Origin of the sequence: Paraburkholderia sp. 32 (assembly GCF_050435345.1) — a bacterium.
Classification (GTDB): domain Bacteria; phylum Pseudomonadota; class Gammaproteobacteria; order Burkholderiales; family Burkholderiaceae; genus Paraburkholderia; species Paraburkholderia tuberum.
Map to the genome: position 1 here is coordinate 1,879,399 of NZ_JBNDKD010000001.1, position 24,411 is coordinate 1,903,809.

Annotated in this window: 18 protein-coding genes; 17 read left to right on the forward strand and 1 reads right to left on the reverse strand. The window is 65.2% G+C overall.

Translation table 11 applies throughout. The features are described from left to right. Positions 1 to 26 precede the first annotated feature (26 nt). Positions 27 to 803 (reverse strand): hypothetical protein, encoded by a 777-nt coding sequence (locus tag OKW26_RS08825; protein ID WP_429353329.1) that lies wholly within the window; start codon positions 801 to 803, stop codon positions 27 to 29. A 783-nt stretch (positions 804 to 1,586) separates the two neighbouring features. Between OKW26_RS08825 and tssA the strand changes: the two genes are divergently transcribed. The 17 genes from tssA to OKW26_RS08910 all read left to right on the forward strand — a co-directional run bounded on the left by tssA (position 1,587) and on the right by OKW26_RS08910 (position 24,394). Then, positions 1,587 to 2,618 carry a type VI secretion system protein TssA gene (gene tssA / locus OKW26_RS08830; RefSeq protein ID WP_429353330.1) on the forward strand — a complete coding sequence of 344 codons (1,032 nt, stop codon included), beginning with the start codon at positions 1,587 to 1,589 and terminating at the stop codon, positions 2,616 to 2,618. Between the two features lie 87 nt (positions 2,619 to 2,705). Further along, a complete protein-coding gene (gene tssB, locus OKW26_RS08835; RefSeq protein ID WP_018422997.1) occupies positions 2,706 to 3,212 on the forward strand; it encodes a type VI secretion system contractile sheath small subunit in 507 nt (168 codons plus the stop codon). 25 nt (positions 3,213 to 3,237) lie between these two features. Beyond that, positions 3,238 to 4,734: a type VI secretion system contractile sheath large subunit gene (gene tssC, locus OKW26_RS08840; protein ID WP_184031803.1), complete on the forward strand. Its 1,497-nt coding sequence runs from the start codon at positions 3,238 to 3,240 to the stop codon at positions 4,732 to 4,734. A 45-nt stretch (positions 4,735 to 4,779) separates the two neighbouring features. Further along, the gene (locus OKW26_RS08845; protein ID WP_184031795.1) at positions 4,780 to 5,268 is read left to right on the forward strand and encodes an Hcp family type VI secretion system effector; all 489 of its coding nucleotides are present in this window, start codon (positions 4,780 to 4,782) and stop codon (positions 5,266 to 5,268) included. 95 nt (positions 5,269 to 5,363) lie between these two features. Next, entirely contained in the window at positions 5,364 to 6,200 is an 837-nt protein-coding gene (locus OKW26_RS08850) for a type VI secretion system accessory protein TagJ (RefSeq protein WP_429353331.1), read from the forward strand. Next, positions 6,193 to 6,705: a type VI secretion system baseplate subunit TssE gene (gene tssE, locus OKW26_RS08855; protein WP_429353332.1), complete on the forward strand. Its 513-nt coding sequence runs from the start codon at positions 6,193 to 6,195 to the stop codon at positions 6,703 to 6,705. Before OKW26_RS08850 ends, tssE begins: the two co-directional genes overlap by 8 nt. Before the next feature lie 4 nt (positions 6,706 to 6,709). Continuing rightward, entirely contained in the window at positions 6,710 to 8,605 is a 1,896-nt protein-coding gene (tssF, locus tag OKW26_RS08860) for a type VI secretion system baseplate subunit TssF (protein WP_429353333.1), read from the forward strand. Further along, on the forward strand, positions 8,590 to 9,669 hold the full coding sequence (gene tssG, locus OKW26_RS08865; RefSeq protein WP_429353334.1) for a type VI secretion system baseplate subunit TssG: 1,080 nt from the start codon (positions 8,590 to 8,592) through the stop codon (positions 9,667 to 9,669). Before tssF ends, tssG begins: the two co-directional genes overlap by 16 nt. A gap of 4 nt (positions 9,670 to 9,673) precedes the next feature. Beyond that, entirely contained in the window at positions 9,674 to 12,460 is a 2,787-nt protein-coding gene (tssH, locus tag OKW26_RS08870) for a type VI secretion system ATPase TssH (RefSeq protein WP_429353335.1), read from the forward strand. A 23-nt stretch (positions 12,461 to 12,483) separates the two neighbouring features. Then, positions 12,484 to 12,873: a DUF4280 domain-containing protein gene (locus OKW26_RS08875; RefSeq protein ID WP_429353336.1), complete on the forward strand. Its 390-nt coding sequence runs from the start codon at positions 12,484 to 12,486 to the stop codon at positions 12,871 to 12,873. A gap of 1 nt (position 12,874) precedes the next feature. Then, the gene (locus OKW26_RS08880) at positions 12,875 to 14,866 is read left to right on the forward strand and encodes a type VI secretion system Vgr family protein (protein WP_429353337.1); all 1,992 of its coding nucleotides are present in this window, start codon (positions 12,875 to 12,877) and stop codon (positions 14,864 to 14,866) included. A 31-nt stretch (positions 14,867 to 14,897) separates the two neighbouring features. After that, positions 14,898 to 16,655: a type VI secretion system-associated FHA domain protein TagH gene (gene tagH, locus OKW26_RS08885; RefSeq protein ID WP_429353338.1), complete on the forward strand. Its 1,758-nt coding sequence runs from the start codon at positions 14,898 to 14,900 to the stop codon at positions 16,653 to 16,655. Positions 16,656 to 16,675: 20 nt separating this feature from the next. Then, the gene (gene tssK, locus OKW26_RS08890; RefSeq protein ID WP_184066333.1) at positions 16,676 to 18,010 is read left to right on the forward strand and encodes a type VI secretion system baseplate subunit TssK; all 1,335 of its coding nucleotides are present in this window, start codon (positions 16,676 to 16,678) and stop codon (positions 18,008 to 18,010) included. A 23-nt stretch (positions 18,011 to 18,033) separates the two neighbouring features. Then, positions 18,034 to 19,323: a DotU family type VI secretion system protein gene (locus OKW26_RS08895; protein WP_429353339.1), complete on the forward strand. Its 1,290-nt coding sequence runs from the start codon at positions 18,034 to 18,036 to the stop codon at positions 19,321 to 19,323. Positions 19,324 to 19,369: 46 nt separating this feature from the next. Further along, on the forward strand, positions 19,370 to 22,915 hold the full coding sequence (gene tssM / locus OKW26_RS08900; RefSeq protein ID WP_429353340.1) for a type VI secretion system membrane subunit TssM: 3,546 nt from the start codon (positions 19,370 to 19,372) through the stop codon (positions 22,913 to 22,915). Next, entirely contained in the window at positions 22,912 to 23,628 is a 717-nt protein-coding gene (gene tagF, locus OKW26_RS08905; RefSeq protein ID WP_429353341.1) for a type VI secretion system-associated protein TagF, read from the forward strand. Before tssM ends, tagF begins: the two co-directional genes overlap by 4 nt. Positions 23,629 to 23,788: 160 nt before the next feature. Next, positions 23,789 to 24,394, forward strand: a complete 606-nt coding sequence (locus tag OKW26_RS08910) for an OmpA family protein (protein WP_429353342.1) — start codon at positions 23,789 to 23,791, stop codon at positions 24,392 to 24,394. The last annotated feature ends 17 nt before the right edge of the window (positions 24,395 to 24,411 follow it).

Genomic DNA, 24,411 nt, shown 5'->3' on the forward strand with positions numbered 1-24,411 from the left:
TCTCATATGCTCGCGGTCTGTCGAGCTCATTCCTGCGCGTGCGACTGCGCGGACAGAATGCCCAGAACCAGCAGGATGACGATGCGATTGCCCGGCGAGATGTCGATGCCGAGGCTGTGCTCGATCCATCGGCCGATTTGCGTGCGGGCGAAGTCGGCGGGTATCGAGCCTTTTTTCAGCGTGACGCCAAGCTTGCGCGCCCGGTAGTGATACGACGCGATGCCGTAACGCGCGGCCACCTGCGACAGACCGCCTTTCTCGTTCGACAGCCAGCCGAGACTGCCGGCGAGCAGCATGCGCTCGGCATCGTCGAGCGAAGCAATGAAATGCGACGCGGAGTCGCGTACCTCGGCTTCGTGCAGACCGTATTGCAACAGGACCGAGCCGATCGGATCGGGATGAAAAGCCGTTTGCCGGTCGATTTCGAGCATCACGTCGCCTTCGTCGAGCGACACGTTGCGCTGATGGCTCGCGCTGCGCAGACAGTCGATCAGATAGCGGCGGAAATAGGCGCACACGGCATGGCTGGTCGAAGGCGCGCTGTGCAGCGGGAAAGTGGGCAATGCCGTCGGCGCGGTATCGAGGCGGAACACCTTGAGATAGAGGAACTGCGAGATCAGTTCTTCCTTGTCCTCGCCCAGCGCCTGCAATTCCGACGGATGGTAGCCGGTCAGCGCGCGGCGCACGATCGTATAGATCGACGCCATTTCGTCGTGGCTGAGGCAGGTGCGGCGTTGCCACAGGTCGGGCAGTGCGCTTTCTCCAGCGTGGTCGGCAATTGCAGCGCTTTGGATATCTGCCACTTTTCACCCCGAGGTGGTGAGCCCCGCTTCTTAAGGGCGGAGCCCGGCTGCTGACACTACCCATTTCGCCGCGTGTGTGGTGCGCCGGTTTTCTGTCCCCAATGAATCCGGCACTCGCTTTGCCGCCATATCGGGCAGATTGCGTATGCCAAACGCTTGCAATACCGGCAATTCCGCCGTGCAACCGGCGCGTGATTGGAAAACAGACTTAGTCTATTGGCACGTTTTATTTATTACAAGGTAAAACTTAATATGTTATTCACCGCTCTGGCGACGGGTTCTATCGCTATCAGGACTAACCCTAAACGCAACGTAAGCGCTTACCGGCAATCCGGCAAGGTCAAATTTTTTAAAAAATCCGGGCACCTGATTCGTTTACCCAGATGTTGGGCGATCCCGCCAATCGACCGTCCTGAAAGGGCGCGCTGGTGAGGTCGTAAGACGACTGTCCGAGCTTGTGATTGTAATGGTGCCGGAACGAAAAGGTTAAAACTTCTTAAGTGTTTATGGAGTTGAATGGTATTACATATACTGTTTCGCTTAATTAAACAAAATCCGTTTCTATTGCTATCCGGCTTTGATTTTCCGGGCTGCGTGCTATTCTCATATCGGATTGCCGCCGAGAAAGGACAACGCTCGCTAAAAACATCGCAATAGCTGGCGAAGGCAATCTAATCAGAGTTAACACGTATTTCCGGGAACGTTGATTCCCGGCGGGCAAGGGCAACCCGTACCGGTCACTTACGGTGCGTCGAGACTACTCATCCGAGACCGATACCAGACATGGCCACGCTTCTCGCGGGCGAAATGCTTGCCGACATATCAGCTGCCAGTCCATGCGGGGACGACCTCGAGTACGACCCTGACTTCCTTGCGCTCGAGCAGGTCGTCCACGGCAAGCCGGACGTGCAGTTCGGCGAGACCATGGTCGCCGCCACGCCGCCTGACTGGAAAGTGGCCGAAGCGCTATCGCTCGATCTGCTCGCAAAAGGCCGCGACTTGCGCGTCGCGGTACACCTGGCGCGCGCGCTACTCAATCGCCGTCGTTTCGCCGGCTTCGCCGAGGGCCTCGCGCTCGTCGAAGGCCTGCTCGAACAGCGCTGGGACCATGTCTATCCACAGCTCGATCCCGACGACGACAACGATCCGACCGCCCGCGTCAACGCGCTCGCCGCCCTCGTCGAACCGTCCGGCATGCTGGTGGACGTGCGCGACGCACCGCTCGCGTCGTCGCGCGCGCACGGTGGCGTCAGCTTGCGCGACATCGAATATGCGACCGGCGAAGTGCCGCTGCCCAAGGGCGTCGAGGCGGCGTCGCTGAGCTCGATCGACGCGGTGATCGCCGACGCCCACGAAGACGCCGCCGAAGCGCACACGGCCTTGCTCGCGGCCACGCATAGCGCGATGCGCATCGAGACGGTATTGACCGAGCGTGTCGGCGCGGCGCGCTCCATCGATCTGTCGCCGCTATCGAGGCTGCTGCGCCGTGCAGCCGACTTTCTCGGCGAGCGTCTCGACGTCCCGGGCGGAGCGCCGCAAGCATCGCCGAACGGCGACGTGGCCCCGGGCGAAAGCGCCGGCGCGGCGCCGGCACCCGTGCCGCTGTCCGGCGACATCACGGACCGTCAGGACGTGATCCGCATGATCGACAAGATCTGCGCGTACTACGAGCGTCACGAACCCTCCAGCCCGTTGCCGCTGCTGCTGCTGCGCGCGCGCCGGCTGGTCGACAGGAACTTCATGGAAATTCTGCAGGACCTCGCGCCAGAAGGCGTGCGCCAGGCCAGGCAGGCCGGCGGTATCGAAAACGAGTAAGCAGTCAGGCGGGGATGGGCTTTTTCGCTTCTAGCAACGCCAGTCATGCGGCACGCTGCTCGCGGCCGTGCGGCGTCAACCAGGGGAATGGTCGTGGCCAAGGAAAGCAGCCAGAAATTCATCGCGCGCAATCGAGCGCCGCGAGTTCAGATCGAATATGACGTCGAAGTCTACGGGTCGGAGAAAAAGGTCAATCTGCCCTTCGTCATGGGCGTGCTGGCCGATCTCTCCGGTCAGCCGGCGGACCCGCTCGCGCCGGTGGCGGATCGAAAGTTTCTCGAGATCGACGTCGACAACTTCGACGAGCGTCTGAAGTCGATGAAACCGCGCGTCGCCGTGCAGGTGCCGAACGTGCTGACCGGTCAGGGCAACCTCGCGGTCGACATGACCTTCGAGAGCATGGACGACTTTTCGCCCGCGGCGGTCGCGCGCAAGGTGGACGCGTTGTCGAAGCTGCTGGAGGCGCGCGGCCAGTTGCAAAACCTGCTGACCTATATGGACGGCAAGACCGGCGCCGAGGAGCTGATCGCGAAACTGCTCAACGATCCCGCGTTGCTGCAGTCGTTGGCGTCCGCACCGAAGCCGCAGCAATGAGCGTGATCTACAGGGGAGTCTGACCATGGCTGAACCTAGCACCGAAGGGCAAGCGCAACCCGGCGAGGCGTCGCTTGAAACGAGCGATTTCGCGAATCTGCTGCAAAAGGAATTCAAGCCGAAGAGCGAGAAGGCGAAGGAAGCCGTCGAGACGGCGGTGCGCACGCTCGCCGAACAGGCGCTGCGCGATACGAACGTGATTTCGGGCGATGTGCTCGCGACGATCGAGTCGCTGATCGCGCAGATCGACGAGAAGCTGACCGCCCAGATCAATCAGATCATCCACTCGGAAGAGTTTCAGAAAGTCGAGAGCGCGTGGCGCGGCTTGCACTATCTGGTCAACAACACCGAGACGGACGAGACGTTGAAGATCCGCGTGATGAACGTATCGAAGGGCGATCTGTACAAGACGCTCAAGAAGTACAAGGGCACCGCGTGGGATCAAAGCCCGATCTTCAAGAAGCTCTACGAAGAGGAATACGGCCAGTTCGGCGGCGAGCCGTATGGCGCGCTGGTGGCTGATTATTACTTCGACAACGGCGGGCCCGACGTCGATCTGCTGACGCAGATATCCAGGATCTCGGCCGCCGCGCATGCGCCGTTCATCGCCGGCGCCGATCCCGCGGTGATGCTGATGGATTCATGGCAGGAGCTGGCCAATCCGCGCGACCTGACGAAAATCTTTCAGACGCCTGAGCATGCCGCGTGGCGCTCGCTGCGCGAATCCGAGGATGCGCGCTACGTCGGTCTCGCGATGCCGCGTTTTCTCGCGCGCGCGCCGTATGGCGCCAAGACCAATCCGGTCGAGGAATTCGATTTCGAGGAAGACACGGCCGGCGCGGACAGCGGCAAATACGCATGGGCCAATGCCGCCTATGCGATGGCGACCAATATCAACCGCTCGTTCAAGATGTACGGCTGGTGTTCGCGGATTCGCGGCATCGAGTCGGGGGGCGCCGTCGAGAACCTGCCGGTGCATGCGTTCCCCACCGACGACGGCGGCATCGACATGAAGTGCCCGACCGAAATCGCCATTAGCGATCGCCGCGAAGCCGAACTCGCGAAGAACGGCTTCATGCCGCTCGTGCACAAGAAGAACTCCGATTTCGCTGCCTTCATCGGCGCGCAGTCGCTGCACAAGCCCGCCGAGTTCGAAGACCCCGATGCCACCGCGAACGCGAACCTGGCCGCGCGTCTGCCCTACCTGTTCGCCTGCAGCCGCTTCGCTCACTACCTGAAGTGCATCGTGCGCGACAAGATCGGCAGTTTCAAGGAAAGGGACGACATGCAGCGCTGGCTGCAGAACTGGATCCTTCAGTACGTCGACGGCGATCCGGCGCACTCGACGGAAGAGTCCAAGGCACGACGCCCGCTCGCGGCCGCCGAGGTGGTCGTCGAGGAAGTCGAAGGCAATCCCGGTTATTACACGTCGAAGTTTTTCCTGCGTCCGCACTACCAGTTGGAAGGCCTGACCGTATCGCTACGGTTGGTTTCGAAGCTTCCGTCCGCCAAGGCGGCATGACGGAAATCCCCATTCAGTGACGAATTGCTTTGAGCGGAGAAGAAGATGGCCATCGACATGTTCATGAAGCTGGGCGATATCAAGGGCGAGTCTCAGGACAAGACCCACAAGGAAGAAATCGAAGTGCTCGCATGGAGCTGGGGCATGAGCCAGAGCGGCACGATGCACATGGGCACGGGCGGCGGCGCGGGCAAGGTGTCGGTGCAGGACCTGTCATTTACCAAATACAGCGACAAGGCGAGTCCGCCGATCATGGCAGCCTGCACCAAAGGCACGCACATCGACACGGCGTTGCTGACGGTGCGCAAGGCAGGTGGCGACAATCCGCTCGAGTACTACAAGATCACGTTGAACGGCGTGCTGATCAGCTCCTATTCGACCGGCGGCTCGGGCGGCGAAGAACGCTTCACCGAGAACGTCACGCTCAACTTCGAAAAATTCCATGTCGAGTACCAGCCGCAAAACGCGAAGGGCGAGAAGGAAGGCGGGGTGGTCGAAGTGAAGTGGAACATCCCCGCCAACGCGACTACCTGATCGGCTGACCGCAAAGGGCGACTGCACTGCGGCGGTCCTGCCGTCGCAGTGCGGCGGCGGGTGGGACGACTCGAGCCAGACCGGAGCGAACCGGCATGAACGCAGAAGAATGCTTGCGCGAAGGCGATCTCGACGGATGTCTGCGCGAATTGCAAAAACAGGTTCGCAAGGATCCGTCGAAAGCCGCCTATCGCGTCTTTCTATTCCAGTTGCTCGCGGTGACGGGCGCCTGGGATCGCGCATTGACGCAACTGAACGTTGTCGGCGAACTCGACGCGGCCGCGTTGCCGATGGTGCAAACCTATCGTGAAGCGTTGCAATGCGAGGCGCTGCGCGAAGCGGTTTTCAAAGGCGAGCGCGCGCCGCTGATCTTCGGCGAGCCGACCGGCTGGCTTGCGTTGCTCCTCGAGGCATTGCGGCTCGACACCGCGGGCGATAGCGGCGCGGCGGCCGCCGCGCGCGCGCGGGCGCTCGACGAGGCGCCCGCCACCGCCGGCGCATTGAATGGCGAACCGTTCAGGTGGCTCGCCGACGCCGACAACCGGCTCGGCCCGACACTCGAAGCCGTGCTGAACGGCCGCTATTACTGGATTCCTTTTTCGCGCATCAAACGGATCGAAATCGAGCCGCCGTCCGACCTGCGCGACCGCGTCTGGATACCGGCCGTTTTCACGTGGGCCAACGACGGCCAGGGCGCCGGTCTGATTCCCGTCCGCTATCCGGGCACGCTCGCCGAGCCGAATCGAGCGTTGTGGCTCGCGCGCCTGACCGAATGGATCGGTGACGATCCCGTGCTCGCGCGGCCGGTGGGACAGCGTATGTTCGCCTCCGATGCGAACGACTACGCGCTCTTCGACGTGCGCACCATCGAACTGACGAGCGGCGACGCGCCTCCCGAACAGGACGGCGCGGCCGCTCCGGATCATGGCTGAACTGACCGCGCGTGATCGCCTGCAACCGTCGCTGCTCGACCGGCTGACCGATCTCGAACCGGAGGCGAAGCAGGAAGCGCGCGAGCGGCGCGTTCTGTCGATGCGCGCGCTGCGCGAGAGCGTGCAGCGCGACCTCGGTTGGCTGCTGAACGCGAATGGCCTCGCGTCGGTGCAGGATCTGAGCGGCTATCCGTATGTCGCGACATCCGTGATCAATTTCGGCCTGCCGGACATTGCCGGCAAGACCGCCTCAGGCATCGATCCGTCGCGGCTCGAGCGGCTCGTGCGCGATGCGATCTGGGCGTTCGAGCCGCGCATTCTGCGCGACACCGTGCGGGTCAGTTCGATGCAACTCGAAGAGACGACCGGGCGCCACAACACCGTGTCGTTTCTGGTGCAGGGCGATCTGTGGGCGCAGCCGTATCCGGAGCGGCTCTACTTCAGGACCGAACTCGACCTGGAAGTCGGCGAAATCCGCGTGATCGACCAGGGCGGGCCGCGCTGAAGCCATGAATCCAGACCTGATCAAATACTACAGCCAGGAACTGCAGCATCTTCGGGAGATGGGCGGCGAGTTCGCGCGCGAATTTCCGAAGATCGCCGGGCGCCTCGGACTGGAAAACCTCGAATGCGCGGACCCCTACGTGGAGCGTCTGCTCGAAGGCTTCAGTTTCCTCGCGGCGCGCGTGCAACTGAAGATCGACGACGAGTTTCCGCGCTTCACCCAGCATCTCGCGGAGCTGGTGTACCCGCATTACCTCGCGCCCACGCCGTCGATGGCCGTGGTGCAGATCCAGCCGGACCTGACCAGCTCCAATCTCGCGGACGGCGTGCGGGTTCCACGCGGCAGTACGCTGCGCAGCGTGCTCGACAAGAACGGCTCGACGCGCTGCGAATACCGCAGCGCGCACGAACTGACGCTTTGGCCGCTCGAAATCACGGAAGCGCGGTTTTTTACGCACGCGGGCTCGCTCGGTGGCATCGACAGCGCGCTGCCGGCGAGCATGGCGGCGGGTGCCGCTATCAAGGCCGGCCTCAGGCTGCGCCTACGCGCCACCGCTGGTCTGAAAATCAACCAGTTGAAACTCGACCGGCTGACGCTGAATCTGCGCGGCGCGGACGGGATGGCCACGCGTATCCACGAGCGTCTGCTCGGTTCGGTGAGCGGCGTCGTCGTGATGCCGGCCAAACGTCCGGCGTCCTGGCATGTGCAGTTGCCGGCGAGCGCGCTGCGGCCGCTCGGGTTTGCCGACGATGAAGCATTGCTGCCGGTCAGCCGGCAGTCGTTCCAGGGCTACCGGCTGTTGCAGGAGTATTTCGCGTTTCCGCAGCGCTTCATGTTTCTCGCCATCGACGGTTTGCACGCGGCGTTGCGGCGTTGCGCGGACACCGAAATCGAAGTCATCGTGTTGCTCAAACGCGGTGATCCGCTGCTCGAACAATCGCTCGATGCCAATAATTTCGCGCTGCATTGCACGCCCGCGATCAATCTCTTTGCGCGGCGTACCGATCGCATCGCGCTGTCGGACGAACAGTTCGAATATCACGTGGTGGCCGAACGCACCCGGCCGATGGACTTCGAGATCTATCAGATCGAGAGTGCGACCGGCTATAGCGCGGGCGCCGGCGGCGAGCAGCGCTTCGAGCCGTTCTATCACGCGCGCGATCTCGGCGCCACCTATCGCGCCGGCGCGTACTACCAGGTGCGCCGCGAAAAACGTCTGCCGTCGGCGCGTCAGCATGAGCGCGGCCCGCGCACGAGCTACCTCGGCAGCGAGATGTTCATCGCGCTGGTGGACGCGAGCAATGCGCCGTTTCGCGCTGACCTGCGGCAACTCGGCTTGCAGGTGCTGTGCACGAATCGCGACCTGCCACTGACGATGCCGGTCGGCGTCGGCCCCGCCGATTTCACGCTCGATGTCGAAGCGCCGGTGCAGAGCGTGCGCTGCGTGAGCGGCCCGAGCCGGCCGCTGCCGTCGTATGCGCACGGGGCCGTGGCGTGGCGGCTGTTGAGTCACCTGTCGTTGAACTACTCGTCGCTGCTCGATAACGATGCACAGGAGGGCGCCCGCGCGCTGCGCGATCTGCTGAGTCTCTACTGTCCCGCCGACGAGATCGCGAGTCAGCGGCTGATCGAGGGCGTGCGCTCGATCGATTCGCGCTCGGTGACGCGACGCTTGCCGGGCGCGGGACCGATCGTATTCGGCCGCGGTCTCGAAGTGACGCTGACGCTCGACGAAGCCGCGTTCGAAGGCGCCGGCGCGTTTCTGCTCGGTGCCGTGCTCGCGCAATATTTCGCGCAATACGTATCGATCAACTCGTTCACCGAGACCGTCGTGAAGACGCTGTCGCGCGGCGAGATCATGCGCTGGCCAGCGAGGGTCGGACAATGCCGGACGCTCTGACACTGTTGCGCCGGCTCGAAGACGATGCGCGCCGCTTCGACTTCTTCCAGGTCGTGCGGCTGCTGGAGAATGCGTATGCGGACAAGCCGCGCGTCGGCGAGTCGATGCAGCCGCGCGACGATGCGATCCGTTTCGTGCAGGAGCCCGAACTGGTTTTCCATCCGACGACGCTCGGTGACTTCACGCCGGCCGGCGAGCATCACGCCGCGCGCCTCGCGGTCAAGTTCTTCGGCCTGCTCGGGCCGCATGGTCCGTTGCCCACCCATCTGACCGAGTACGCTCGCGACCGCGCCCGCAACGCGAACGATCCGACCTTCGCGCGCTTTCTCGATGTCTTTCACCACCGGATGGTGTCGCTGTTCTATCGCGCGTGGGCCAATGCGCAACCGGCCGTGAGTCTCGACCGTCCGGGACGCGATCGCTTTTCCTTTTATGTCGGCAGCGTGTTCGGGCTGGGCGAGCCGACGCTGCGCGAGCGCGACGCGGTGCCCGATTTCGCCAAATTGCACTTCGCCGGATTGCTGGGCGGGCCGACCCGTCCGGCCGCCGGTTTGAAACTCGTGCTGGCGCGTTTTTTCAACCTGCCGGTCGACATCGAACAGTGGGTCGGCCATTGGATGACGCTGCCCGCGAATTCGTTGTTGCGCCTGGGCGCAGCGGACGGTTCGGCCGCGCTCGGCGTGTCGACGCTGCTCGGCGCGCGGGTCTGGGATTGCCAGCATGAATTCCGCATCGTCATCGGACCGTTGAGCCGCGCTGATTACGAGCGCTTCCTGCCGGGCGGCGAGAGTCTGAAGCGCCTCGTCGACTGGGTGCGCAATTACGCGCGCGACGGGCTCGATTGGGATCTCCGGCTGGTGCTGAAACAGGAGGACGTGCCACGCCTGAAGCTCGGGCGCCACACGCGGCTCGGTTACACCACCTGGACGCTCGGCCACCCGGCGCGCGGCGATCAGCGGCAGCTGGTGTTGCGGCCGACCGGCCCGGACGGCCGTTCACGGATTGCCGCGGCGGCCCGCGAGGCGTCCGCGGGGGCGCCGCCATCGACATCATCGAGGGAATAGAAAAATGGCCGAGATCAAACGGGCAGCGTTGTTCGGCAAGCTGAACAAGCTCGGATTCCGCGCAATCGAGAGCGCGAACGTGTTTTGCAAGTTGCGCGGCAATCCTTATATCGAACTGTCGCACTGGTTCCACCAGATCCTGCAACTGCAGGACTCCGACCTGCACCGCATCGTCAAACACTACGGGCTCGAGCCTTCCGCGTTGGCGCGCGATCTGACCGAAGCGCTCGACCGTCTGCCGCGCGGTTCGGCTTCGGTGACCGACATCTCGTCGCAAGTCGAGGAGGCGGTCGAACGTGGCTGGGTGTTCGGCTCGCTGATGTTCGGCGAGTCGCAGGTGCGCACCGGCCATCTGGTGGTCGGCCTCCTGAAGACGCCGTCGCTGCGCAACGGGCTCTACGGCATCTCGCGTCAGTTCGAGCGCATCAAGCTCGATTCGCTCGTCGACGAATTTCACGGCCTGCTGCGCGAGTCGCCGGAAGCGGCGCTGAGCGCGAGCGATGGTTTTCGGGCGGGCGGCGCGCAGCGCGAAGGCGGCGACGCGGACACCACGGGCGGCCCGGTGCCGGCCGCCGCGCTGGGCAAGCAGGAAGCGCTGCGGCGCTTCACCACCGATCTGACCGAACAGGCGCGCAATGGCAAGCTCGACCCGATCGTCGGGCGCGACGAGGAAATTCGCCAGGTGATCGACATCCTGATGCGCCGCCGCCAGAACAACCCGATCCTGACGGGCGAAGCGGGCGTCGGCAAAACCGCGGTGGTCGAAGGCTTCGCGCAGCGCATCGCGGCGGGCGACGTGCCGCCGTCGCTGCACGACGTGCAGTTGCGCACGCTCGACGTCGGTCTGTTGCAGGCGGGCGCGAGCATGAAGGGCGAGTTCGAGAACCGCTTGCGGCAGGTGATCGAGGAAGTGCAGGCCTCGGAAAAGCCGATCATCCTGTTCATCGACGAAGCGCACACGCTGGTCGGCGCGGGCGGGGCGGCCGGCACCGGCGACGCGGCGAATCTGCTGAAGCCGGCGCTCGCGCGCGGCACGCTGCGCACGGTGGCCGCGACCACGTGGGCCGAATACAAGAAGCACATCGAGAAGGACCCCGCACTGACGCGGCGCTTCCAGGTCGTGCAGGTCAGCGAGCCGGACGAGACCCGCGCGATCCTGATGATGCGGGGCGTCACCTCGACGATGGAGCAGCACCACAAGGTGCAGGTGCTCGACGAAGCGCTCGAAGCCGCGGTACGTCTTTCGCATCGCTATATTCCGGCGCGGCAGTTGCCCGACAAGGCGGTCAGCCTGCTCGACACCGCCTGCGCGCGCGTGGCGGTCAGCCAGCATGCGACGCCCGCAGCGGTCGACGATTCGCGCAAGCGGATCGTCGCGCTCGAAACCGAACTGGCGATCATCGGCCGGGAAAACGCGGTGGGCGTCGACACGCGGGAGCGTGAAGCCGCCGCGGCGGAAAAGCTCGCCGCCGAACAGGCGCGTCTCGCCACGCTCGACACCCGCTGGCAGGCAGAAAAACAACTGGTGACGCGGATTCTCGCGCTGCGCGCGCAACTGCGCGGCGAGACCGGCAAGGTGGAAGGCGCGGCGCAAGCCAGCCGCACGAACGAAGCGAACGAAGCGAACGAAGCTGCGAACGGAACGGTAGACGAAACAGCGGCCACCGGCGCGACTGACAACCCCGCCAGCGACACCGCGACGCGCGAAGCGCGGCTCGCCGAACTGCGCGAGTTGCAGGCGCAGCTCGCGCAGCATCAAGGCGAAGATCCGCTGATCCTGCCGACCGTCGACCAGCAGGCGGTCGCCTCCGTCGTGCAGGACTGGACCGGCATACCGGTGGGCCGGATGGTCCGCAACGAAATCGAAAACGTCCTGAAGCTCGCGGAGAACCTGAACCGGCGCATCATCGGCCAGGCTCATGCGACGGAGATGATCGCGCGGCGCATCCAGACTTCGCGCGCGGGTCTCGACAATCCGAACAAGCCGATCGGCGTGTTCATGCTCGCCGGCACCTCCGGAGTCGGCAAGACCGAGACCGCGCTGGCGCTCGCCGAGGTGCTGTATGGCGGCGAGCAGAACGTCATCACGATCAACATGAGCGAGTATCAGGAAGCGCATACGGTGTCGTCGCTGAAGGGCGCGCCGCCCGGCTACGTCGGCTACGGCGAAGGCGGCGTGCTGACCGAGGCGGTGCGCCGCCGTCCATACAGCGTGGTGCTGCTCGACGAGGTCGAGAAGGCGCATCCCGACGTCCACGAGCTGTTCTTCCAGGTGTTCGACAAGGGCTGGATGGAAGACGGCGAGGGCCGCGTGATCGACTTCAAGAACACGCTGATCCTGTTGACCACCAATGTCGGCACGGATCTGATCACGAGCCTGTGCAAGGACCCGGAGCTGATGCCGGAGCCGGAGGGTATTGCGAAAGCGCTGCGCGAGCCGTTGCTGAAGGTGTTTCCGCCGGCCTTGCTCGGGCGCGTCGTGGTCATTCCGTACTTTCCGCTGTCCGACGAGATGCTCGGCGCGATCATCCGGCTGCAGCTCGGCCGGATCGAGAAACGCATCCGCGTGTCGCACAAGATTCCGTTCAGTTACGACGACGACGTCGTGAAGCTGATCGGCAGCCGCTGCACCGAACTCGAAAGCGGCGGACGCATGATCGACGCAATCCTGACCAACACGCTGTTGCCGCGTATCAGCACCGAGTTTCTGACGCGCATGATGAACGGCAGCCCGGTCACGAAAGTGCAGATCGGCGCGCGCGACGGTGAATTTCTCTATACGTTCGATTGATCGAAAGCGGAGGATGCCTTCTTATGCCGCAACAAGTCAGCATGGGCGCGACGCTGCAATGTTCGTTCGGCGCGGCGCCTTCGACGCTCGTGGTGTTGCCGGTCAACCGGGTGATGGGCGAAGGGCCGCCCGCGGCCAACATCATGGATCACATTCCGCTCGTCAACATCATGCCGTTCGGCGTGTGCAGCTCGCCCGCCAATCCGACCGTCGCCGCCGCGACGGCGGCGGCGTTGGGCGTGCTGACGCCGATGCCGTGCATTCCGGCCACCATGACGCCGTGGACGCCGGGCGCGCCGACCGTGCTGCTCGGCAACCAGCCGTCGCTCGACGACGTGTCGACCTGCATGTGCAACTGGGGTGGCGTGGTCACGATCGTCAATCCGGCGACAGTCAAGACGATGATTCCGTGACATGACCACGCAAAACCCGAACCGACACGTCACCGTCAGTTGCGCGCCTGCCGGCGAGGATCTGCTGTTTCTGCATCTGAGCGGCACCGAGGAGTTGGGGCGCCTGAGCGAATGGCGGCTCGATCTGCTTGGCAAGCGCAACGATCTGCAGGCCGGCGATCTGCTCGGGCATGACATCTCGATTGCGCTGTCGTTGCCAGAGGACGGCGAGCGGCAATTCAACGGGATCGTCACGGCGTTCCGGATCGTCGCACCGGGCGACAACACCCGCAACCGCATGGCGCGCTATGAAGCGGTGGTGCGTCCGCGGCTGTGGCTGCTCACGCGCGCGTCGCACAGCCGCTTTTTCCATGAAAAGAGCGTGCTCGATATCGTGACCGGCGTGCTGCAGGACTACAACATCGACGTCAGCAATAAATGCCAGGCGACCTATCCGCCGCTGCAGCACTGCGCGCAATACCGGGAGACCGATTTCGCCTTCGTGAGCCGCCTGATGGAGCACGAGGGCATGTACTACTACTTCGAGCACAAAGGGGGCAAGCACACGCTGGTGTTGACCGATTCGAGCGACGTTCACGGACCGATCGAACACTATGCGTCGATTTCGTACGATGCGTGGTACGAGCCTTCGAACGAGAAGGAATGCGTGTATGCGTGGAGTTCGGGCGCGGAATTGCAGACCGGCAAGTACGAAGTCAACGACTACGATTTCGAAAAGCCCACGTTGAGCAACCAGCAAGGCCTGCTGTCGCGCGCGACGCGGCCGAAAGTATACGATCCGCCGGTGTACGCGATGCAGGAACATTTGAGCGGCCACGCGCAGTCCAGCGATGGCGACCGCTATGCGAAGGTCGGCATCGAGATCCGTCAGGCGCGCAACGACAGCATTTCGGGCCGATCGAGCGCGCGCGGCATCTGGCCGGGCGGGCAGTTCAAGCTCGAGAATCACGCCTGCGATGCGCAGAACCACGAGTATCTGGTGGTCAGCGCCGCGTACGAGATCAATTCGGATGTCTATGTGTCGACGGTGCGCCACGATCCTTCGCTGCCGCTCTTCGACTGCGCGTTCAGCGCGTTGCGCAAGGAAAACCACTTCCGCTCCGAGCGGCTGACGCCGCAGCCGGTCGTGGCGGGCCCGCAGACCGCCATGGTGGTCGGCCCGGACGGCGAAGAAATCCTCACCGATAAATATGGCCGCATCAAGGTGCAGTTTCATTGGGAGCAGTTCGCTCCGCCGGCCGATGCCGACGCGCGCATGAAGCGGTGCTGGGTGCGCGTGTCGCAAAGCTGGGCCGGCAAACGCTGGGGCACGTTCTTCTTGCCGCGGATCGGTCAGGAGGTGGTCGTCGAGTTCATCGAGGGCGATCCGAACCGGCCGCTCGTGACCGGTTGCGTCTACAACGCGAACACGATGCCGCCGTACGAACTGCCGGCCAATCAGATGTTCTCGACGCTGAAGAGCAATTCGACCAAGGGCGGCAGCGGTTTCAACGAAATGCGTTTCGACGACGACAAGGGCAGCGAGCAACTGTTCTTCCACGCCGAGAAGGACCACGAGACCTGGGTCAAGAACGACATGCTGAGTAACGTCGGCAACGACCGGCATCTGAAAGTGACCGGCAACGAGTTCGTGGCGATCACCGGCGCGCGCCACGACGCCGTGACGGGCGACCAGAACGCCGAGGTCGATGGCAACGCGTCGCTGAAGGTCGGGCAGAAGTTGCAGGAAAAGGTCGGCATGGACTATGCGATCGACGCCGGCATGAATATCCACATCAAGGCCGGCATGAACATCGTGATCGAAGCGGGCGCGAGCATTACGCTGAAGGCGGGCGGCGCCTTCGTGGTGGTCGGGCCGGTCAGCGTGGCGGTGTCGGGCACACCGATCCTGCTCAACTCGGGCGGCTCGGCGGGCTCCGGCAGCGGCTCGTCACCGACCGCGCCGAGCGCGCCCAAAGACGCCGACGACGGAACCAAAAAAATCAAATCGTGAGTGATGCACCTGACCGCTCGTGGGGAGCCAAGTGAACTATCCGATTCTTTCGCTGCGGGTTGCGCGATTCAACGACGAGACGCTGGCCGAGCCGATCGCGATCGCGTTCGGCCCCGCCGGAGGCACGATCGGCCGGGCCAACGACTGCACGCTGGTGCTGCCCGATCAACAACGCGCGATCTCGCGCGTTCACGCGCGCGTCGAGTTTCGCGGCGGCGACTATCTGCTGTGCGATCTGGGCAGCAATCCGAGCGTGCTGAATCAGCGCGCGTTGGGCGGCACGCGCGAGGCGAGGCTCGCGGACGGCGACCGTCTGCTGATCGGTCCGTATCTGCTCGAGGTGTCGATCGGCGAGCAGGCGGCCGGCGTGCGCGGTCTGACGGGCGGGCGTGATCCGCTGAGTGCCGCGCAGGTGCTCAGTGGACCGTTGCCGGCCGATTCGCAAGGCGACGCGTTGCAGATGGGCGCGCTCGATCCGCTCGGGCAGCCGGGCTTCGGCGAACCGCAGCGGGTCTCGTCGGGTCCGGGCTTTGCGGGCTCGGAAAGCGATCATGTGTCGCCGGAGTTGCAGGCGTTTTCGGCGCCGCAAGCGTCCCAGCCCGATCCCGGCCGGCCTGCCACACCCACGGGGGGTATTCCGGCGGACTACGACCCGCTCGCGGATGCGTTGGCGCAATGGGAAACGCCCGGGCAGCCGGGCAGCGGCTCGCCGGCCGCGCCGCATCCTGCGCACGAGTTGCCGGGGTGGCCCACTGCGCCCGCGCCGGCGGCCGCGCCTTTGGGCGGCCCGACCGGCTTGCCGCCGGGATTGCTCGATCCCGGCGCGGCAGGGTCGGCGGCGACACCGTTCGATGATCTGTTCGGGATACCGACAACGCCGTCGACGCAGTTTGCGGCATCGACCCCTTTGGCTCCCGTGGTGCCGGTGGTCGTGCCGGTGGTCGCGCCGCAAGCCGCCACCGCGCGGGTGGCCGTACCTGGCGCGGCGCCGGGGCCGTCGTCCGCTGCGCAGCCCGCTTTGGAGCCCGCTTTGGAGCCCGTTGCGCAGCAGCTTCAGCAGCCGGCCGCGTCCGCGGGCCCGATCACGTCACCGCCTGCCGCGCCAGCGCCGACCGCCCAGCCGGCCCCGGTTCGCCACGCGGCCGCCGCCACTTCCGCGAGCCAGAACCCGGCCACCCTGCAGGCGCTGCTCGAAGGCCTCGGCCTCGATCCGTCGCGCGCGCCGAACCTGCCCGAAGCGGAGTTCGCGCGTCTGATCGGCACGATGCTGCGCGACGCGCTGCGCGGCACGATGGGCGTACTGCGCGCGCGCTCGATGACCAAACGCGAAGCCCGTCTCGACACGACGATGATCGTCGCGCGCGACAACAATCCGCTCAAGTTTTTCCCGGACGTCGACAGCGCGCTGGCGCAGATGCTGACTGGCCGCTCGGCCGGGTATCTGCCGCCCGACGAGGCGCTCAGGCGCGCCTTCGACGATATCGCGGCGCACGAGCTCGCGGTGCTCGCCGGCATGCGCGCGGCGCTCGCGCACGTGCTCGGACGCTTCGATCCCGCTTCGATCGAAGCGCAGCTGAAAGACTCCGGTGCGCTCGAAAAAGTGCTGTCCAACCGCAAGGCGAAACTGTGGGATCTGTTCGTCGCATTGCAGGGCGCCGTCGCGCGCGAAGCCGACGACGATTTCCAGAAGCTCTTCGGTCAGGCGTTCAATGACGCATACGAGGCCCAGATCGACGAACTGCGCGCGGCCCGCGAGCGTCAGCCGAAGCATCCCGTCGATCCCACCTAGAAACGTTTGAACGAGACAACATGTCCTGGAACAGCAAAGTCATCTGGTCGGAGGGGATGTTTCTGCAGCCCCAGCATTTGCAGCAGCACGACCGCTATCTGCAGCGGCAACTGGAGACGCGCGCCGCCGGTCTGCGTCCGTACAGTTGGGGCTTTACCGCGCTGGAGATCGACGAGTCGCTGCTCAAGCTCGGCAAGCTCGCGCTGCTGTCGTGCTCCGGCGTGATGCCGGATGGCACACCGTTCGATCTGCCCGCCGACGATGACTTGCCCGAGCCGCTCGAGATTCCCGAAGGCACCCGCAACATGCTGGTCCAACTGGCATTGCCGGTGCGCAGGCCGGGTGTCGCCGAAACCGGCAACGAAGCCAGCGAGGAGAACTTCGCGCGACACCGTGTCACCGAATTCGACGTCAGCGACAGCAACGATCCGAATGCCGGCGCGGCGTTGCTGCAGATCGGCAAACTGCGCGTGCGTCTCGCGCTCGCCCCCGAAGTGGCGAATGCCTACACCGCGCTCGGCGTCGCGCGCGTGCTCGAGCGTCTGCCCGACAACCGCGTCGTGCTCGAAAACGACTACGGCCCGCCGTGTCTCGACTATCGGGTGGCGCGCCGTCTCGCGGCGTTCGTCGACGACCTCGTGGGCCTTCTGCATCAGCGCGGCGAAGCGCTGGCCGCACGCCTTGCACAGCCCGGCGTGACGGGTGTCGCGGAAGTGGCCGATTTCCTGTTGCTGCAGTTGATCAATCGCCACGAGCCGCTGGCCGCGCATCTCTCGACGATGACCGGTCTGCATCCCGAGGCGCTGTACCAGGCGGCGGTGCAGTTGGCCGGCGAGCTGGCGACCTTCAGCCAGGCGTCGAAGCGGCCGCCGGCGTATCCGGTGTATCGCCATGAGTGGTTGCGCGAAACCTTCGCACCGGTGATCGACGACATTCGCGCGTCGCTGAGCATGGTGATGGACCCGCACGCCGTGGCGATCCCGCTCGAAGAGCGCAAGTTCGGCTTGCGCGTGGCGATCGTGCCGGACAAGACGCTGTTTGCCGGCGCCACCTTCGTGCTCGCGGTGCGCGCGCAAATGCCGGCCGAGCACATCCTGACCGGCTTCGCGCCACAGGTGAAGATCGGCCCGATCGAACGCATTCGCGATCTCGTCAATCTGCAATTGCCGGGCGTCGGCCTGCGCGCGTTGCCCGTGGCACCCCGGCAACTGCCGTTCCATGCGGGCTTTACCTACTTCGAACTCGATCGCGGCAACGAACTGTGGAAACAGTTCGCGAATTCCGCGGGCATGGCGTTGCACGTCGCCGGCGACTTTCCCGGACTGACGATGGAGTTCTGGGCAATTCGCCGCTGATGCATTGATTGAGGAAGTTCATCGTGAGTCCAGACGAACCGCGTGGCCCCGCCGACGATCCCGGCGCGACGATTCTGATTCCGACACCGGGCGGCGCGCGGGCGGCGTTCATGGCGGCCGCGGCAACGCCCGCGCCGATGCTGGCCGCCGGCGGCGGTCTGAATCCGCTGTTGCGCGCGGCCAACCCGCTGATCGAACTGGCGCTGCCGTTGCGGCAGTTGCCGACTCATCCGAATGTGGAAGACCTGCGCAACCAGCTGATGCAAATGGTGCGCAGCTTCGAGGCGCAAGGCCGCGCCAACGGCATCGACGACGAGAAGCTCGGCGCCTCGCGCTATTGCCTGTGCACGTTCCTCGACGAAGCGATCGCCAGCACGCCGTGGGGGGCGGGCTTGTGGGGCAGCCGCAGCTTGCTGGTGACGTTCCACAACGAGGCCTCGGGTGGCGAGCGCTTTTTCCTGATCCTGCAGCGTCTCGCGCAGAACCCCGCGGGCAATATCGATGTGCTCGAATTGATCTACGTGATTCTCGGCCTCGGTTTCGAAGGACGTTACCGTCTGATCGACGGTGGCCGCACGCAGCTCGACACGATCCGCGAACGCCTCGAACAGATGATTCGCGGCCAGCGCGGCGCGGCCGAACGCGATCTGTCGCCGCACTGGCTGCCGGTCAAGGTCGAACGCAAGCCGTTGCTGCAACTCGTGCCGTTGTGGGTGGCGGCGGCAATCGCCTGCCTCGTGCTGGTGATCGTCAATCTGGTGTTGAGCTTCAGACTCAACGACATGTCCGACCGCGTGTTCGAAGCGCTGCACGGCATCCGCGTCGCGCCGGCTCCCGTGCTTGCGTCGAAACTGGCGGCCGCGCCCAAACCTGCGCCGAAGCTAGCGCAGTTCCTCGCGCCTGAAATTGCCCAAGGCCTCGTGCGTGTCTCGGAGTTGCCCGACAGGACCGTCGTCACGATCAATGGCGACGGCCTGTTCGGCTCGGGCAGCGCCGATCTCGCCGCGGGTTTCGTCCCGCTCATCCAGCGTATCGGCGACGCGTTGAAGGAAGTGCCGGGCAACGTGGTGGTCGCGGGTCACACGGACAGCCAGCGAGTCTTGTCCGCGCGCTTCCCGTCGAACTGGCATCTGTCGCAGGCGCGCGCCGAAGCGGTGCGCGACATGCTCGTGTCGCGGGCCGGCAACCCCGCCCGCTTCAGCGCCGAAGGGCGCGGCGACGCCGAGCCGATCGCACCGAACGACACCGCCGCGAATCGCGCGCGCAACCGCCGCGTCGATATCACGGTGCTGGCGCCGGGAGCGGCATCGTGAAGGCCTACGGGATGAGTCCGTCGCGGGTGGCACAGAGGAGCCGGGTATGAAAATCTTTGGCTGGCTCAGACGAGCCATCGTGCTGTCGTTGCTCGGCGTGCTCGCACTGTCGCTGATCGTGTGGGTCGAGGGGCCGCTCGTCGCGTACGCGGGTCATGAGCCGCTCGAAAGCAACAGCAGCCGCTGGGCCGTGATCATCGTGTTGCTGCTGGTGTGGGCGGTGTACTGGAGCGTGCGCTGGATCGCGGTGCGTCTCGCCAACATCCAGTTCACTCGCGTGGTGGCAGAGGGACCGGCCGAGCCCGCGCCCGGCAAGAAAGAATCCGAGGCCGACATCGCCGCGTTGAAGCAGCGTTTCGAAGCCGCCATGGCGACCTTGCGCAAGGCGCGGGTCAAGGGGCGCTTCGGAAGTCAGTACGTGTACCAGTTGCCGTGGTACATGTTCGTCGGCGCGCCCGGCACGGGCAAAACCACCGCGCTGTTGAACTCCGGGCTCAAGTTTCCGCTCGCCGAGCGGCTCGGCAAGCAGTCGATCGGCGGCGTGGGCGGCACGCGCAATTGCGACTGGTGGTTCACCGACGATGCGGTGCTGCTCGATACCGCGGGCCGCTTCACCACCCAGGATAGTTTCGCCGAAGCCGATCAGGCCGCGTGGGCCGGCTTCCTGCAACTGCTGCGCAAGTATCGGCCACGCCGGCCGCTGAATGGCGTCATCGTGGCCTTGTCGACGCGCGACCTGCTGCAACTGTCCGACACGCAACGCGCGCAGCAGGCGCAAGCCGTGCGCGAGCGTCTCAGGGAACTGTACGGCAAGCTCGGCATGCGTTTTCCGGTCTACGTGATCGTGACCAAATGCGATCTGCTCGCGGGTTTCGCGGAATTCTTCGACGACCTCGGCCGCGACGAGCGCGAACAGGTCTGGGGCATGACGTTCCCGTTCACCGAGCGAGGCTCGCCGGACGACGCACTGGCCGCATTTCCCGCCGAATTCCACGTGCTGGAAAAGCAGCTGCAAGCCCGCGTGTTGAACCGTATGCAGCGCGAGACCGATGTGCGCCGGCGTGCGCTCGTCTATGGATTTCCGCAGCAGTTCGCGGGTCTGCAAGCCGTACTGAAAAGCTTTCTCGACGAAACCTTCAGTACCTCGCGCTTCGAGGAGTCCGCGTTGCTGCGCGGCGTGTATTTCACGAGCGGCACCCAGGAAGGCCGGCCGATCGATCGCGTGATGAGCGCGGTCGCCTCGGCGCTCGGCTTCCAGCAACAGGTCGTGTTGCCCGACCCGGCGAGCGGGCGCGCTTACTTCATCACGCGGCTGCTGCGCGGCGTGATCTTCGAGGAAGCCGGACTCGCGGGCGTGAACCAGAAGCTGGAGCGGCGCCGCGCCTGGTTTCAGCGCGCCGCGCTGGCGGCGATCGGCATCGTCACGGTGCTGGCGCTGGTTCTGTTCTTCGTCAGCTATCAACGCAATCGCGCTTACGTCGCCGATGTTCGACAGCACGTTGCCGAGTTGCAGAAGCTCGCGCAGACCACCCAGCCGGGCGACAACCCGCTTGCGCTGCTGCCGCTGCTCAATGCCGCGCGCGACCTTCCCGGCGGTTACGCGGACCGCGACAGGAGCGTGCCGTGGCTGTCGCGCCTCGGCCTTTATCAGGGCGACAAGCTCGGCCTCGAAGCGCAGACCAGTTATCGGCGGCTGTTGCGTCAGACGCTGTTGCCTCTGGTCGTGAGCCGCATGGAAGAAGAACTGCGCCGCGGTGACGCGAACAATCCCGACTTCCAGTATGAAGTCTTGCGCGCGTATCTGATGCTGGGCGATTCACTGCACTTCGACGCCGACTCGGTGCGCTTGTGGGCCGATGTCGATTGGCGCCGCGGGCCGTTGCGCGATGCCAGCGACGATCAGCGCAACGATCTCGACGGCCATCTCGCCGCGCTGTTCCAGCCGGCGCGCTTCGATGCGTCGCTGCCGCTCGACAAGGATCTGATCGCGCAGGCGCGCGCGACGCTCGCCAAAATGCCGCTGACGCAGCGTCTGTTCAACCGCGTCAAACGCGATCTCGAACAGAGCAGACTGCCGGAGTTCAGCGTCGCCAACGCGGCCGGGCGCAATGCCGCGCTGGTGCTCGTGCGCAAGAGCGGCGCGCCGTTGACGCGCGGTGTTTCAGGCGCGTACACGCGGGCCGGCTATCAGAAGTTCGGCCAGTTGCGCGACGCGGCGGTGATCGATATCGCAAAGGACGATTGGGTGCTCGGCCGTCAGGAATCGGTATTGACGCCGAACGGTATCGAGGATCTGAAGGCGGGCATCACCCGGCTTTACTACGACGAGTACATCCGCCAGTGGGACGCGTTGCTCAACGATATCGACGTGGTGCCGTTCGACGGCGTGCAGCAGGGGGCACGCGTGGCGAATGTGCTCGCGGCGCCCGACTCGCCGCTGCGCTCGCTGATGCTGGCCGCGGCGCAGGAAACCACGCTGGGCAGCACCAGAACGGGCGGTTCGCTGACGGAGCAGGGCGTTGCCGCGTTGACCAACAAGCTCGATGCGGCCAAAAAGCGCCTCGAGAGCGCGCTCGGCAACCAGCCGGAAGACGCGGCACCGCCCGCGCCGGCCGAACTCAATCCGGTCGACGCGCATTTCCAGGCGCTGCACGAACTGGCCGGCAAACCCGGCGCACCGGGCCCGGCTCCGCTGGACGCGCAACTCGCCGCGCTGAAGGACGCCGCGACCTATCTGGAGGCCGCGGACTCGGCGCGCCGTCAGGGCTTGCCGCCGCCGCCCGGCGATGCGTTGAACAAGCTCAAGCTGGTGGCCCAGGGGGCGCCGCCGCCGCTCGCGACGGTGGCCACCAGCGTCGCGAGCGGGGCGGGGTCGCTGATGGTGGGCGGCGAGCGGGCGCGCCTGAACGCGTTGTGGCAGGCGAACGTGGCGCAACTGTGCCGGCAGGCGCTCGACGGTCGCTATCCTCTCGTGCGCGGCTCGACGCGCGACGTCGCGCCCGACGATTTCGGCAGGCTGCTGAGCCCAGGCGGCCTGATCGACGATTTCTTCCAGAAGAATCTGGCAACGATGGTCGACATGTCGGGACCGCAGTGGAAATGGCGCAGCGGCGTCGATACGCTCGGCATCCCGGTCGACGTGCTCGGCCAGTTCCAGCGCGCCGCGCAGATCCGCGACGCGTTCTTCCGGGCCGGCGGCCGAGACGTGTCGGTGCGCTTCACGGTGAAGCCGCTCAGCATCGATCCATCGATTACCCAGTTCACGCTCGACATCGATGGGCAGCAAATGGTCGTCAAACCCGACACGCCGCAATCGATGGTGTTCCAGTGGCCGAGCGGCAAGGGCACCGGCCAGGCGCACGTCGAGTTCACGCCGGCGGGCAGCACACCGGCGGCGCGCGCCGACGGACCGTGGGCACTGCTGCATCTGATGGACGATGCGCGTCTGCAGCCCACCGCGCAACCCGACCGCTTTCGCCTGAGCTTCGACTCGGATGGCCGGCGCGCGGAGTTCGAACTGGCAGCCAGCAGCATCGTGAATCCGTTTCGCCGTGCCATGCTCGAGCAGTTTCGCTGTCCGGATCGGCTATGAGCGGCGAGCTTGCGCCGGAGCCGACATCCGGGCCCGGCTTCTTCGGCAAGGTGCGCACGCATGGCGACTTCGTGGGACGGCGCTTGCCAGTCGAGTTCGTCACGCGTTGGGATGAGCGCTTGCAGGAAGGCATGTTGCTCGCGCGGCAGCGCTTTGGCGCGCAGTGGCTGGAACTGTATCTGAATGCCCCGGTGTGGTGTTTCGCGCTGGGCGCGGGTCTGTATGGCCCGAGCGCGTGGGCGGGCGTTCTGACGCCGGGCGTGGACCGTGTGGGACGCTATTTTCCGTTCACGATCGCTGAGGCGATCGACGGCGCCGAACTCGCACGGCGACTGGCCGATGCGCAAGGATGGTATGACCGCTTGGTGGCGCTCGCATTGTCGACACTGACGCAGGAATTCGCCCTCGATGCTTTCGACGCGGCGTTGCGAGCCGAGAGCCTGTTCAATCGGGATCGCGCATCGATGCGGTGGCGGCTCGCCATCCCTGATGCAGCCGACGGCGGATTCGCCGCCTTGCTCGAACAGACCGTCGCCATGGGACACGCGCTCTGGTGGAGCGACGGATCACCGGCCGTGCCGGCTTCGGCGAGAGTTTCCGCGGGCACGACGACCGGCTTGCAGTTCGCGAGTCTGCTCGACGTCGGCACGCAAGAGTGGGATTCGGTGATCGACGTGATGTCGAACCCGGGCGCACAGCAACGGCATCACTGAGGTCGCGGCCGCGGGTAAGGGTAAGCGTTTCAAATTGACTTCCCATCATTCGTCTTTAAAGGATGAGGCTGTCATACGCCGGTTCCCGCCGGTGTTCGCCGACGGTCCGTAAAGGGGCGCTGGCGGCCTCACCGCAACTCCATTCTGCGGAGATCGCCGTATGTCACGCCTGACCCATCCGTCTTCCGCACGACGCATTCCGGGCGGCGTTCTGTCCGCCACGCTGTGCTTGCTCGCATTGCTGTGCACGGCCTCGCGCGCAGCCGAACCGGTCCTGAACGAGCAGGACATCAACGAGCAGTCGGTGACGCGCGCGCTCGAGCCCGACCAGTCGAGCGAGTCGGGCGAGAACGTCGTGACGCGCGGCTTCGTGCTGTCGAACAAGCCGCCGTCCGCCGCGCCGCGCCCCGCGCCCGCGAGAAAACCCGCCGCGCAAATCCTGATCACGTTCGCCACCAATTCGGCCACGCTCACCGACAGCGCGAAGGCCGCGCTCGACAAGGTCGCCGGTGCATTGCAGTCGGAGAAACTCGCGGCGTACCGGTTTCGCGTCGAAGGGCATGCCGATCCGCGCGGGTCGCCCGATGCCAACATGAAGCTGTCCGAAGACCGTGCGGCCGCGGTGGTCGAATATCTGACACGGAAAGACGGTATCTCGGCGGAGCGGCTATCGTCGCTCGGCAAAGGTTCTTCCGATCCGTTGAACAAGCGCAATCCGACGGCGCCCGAGAACCGTCGGGTGACGATCGTCACGGTCACGGATTAGGCGCTTTCGAGGTTGCC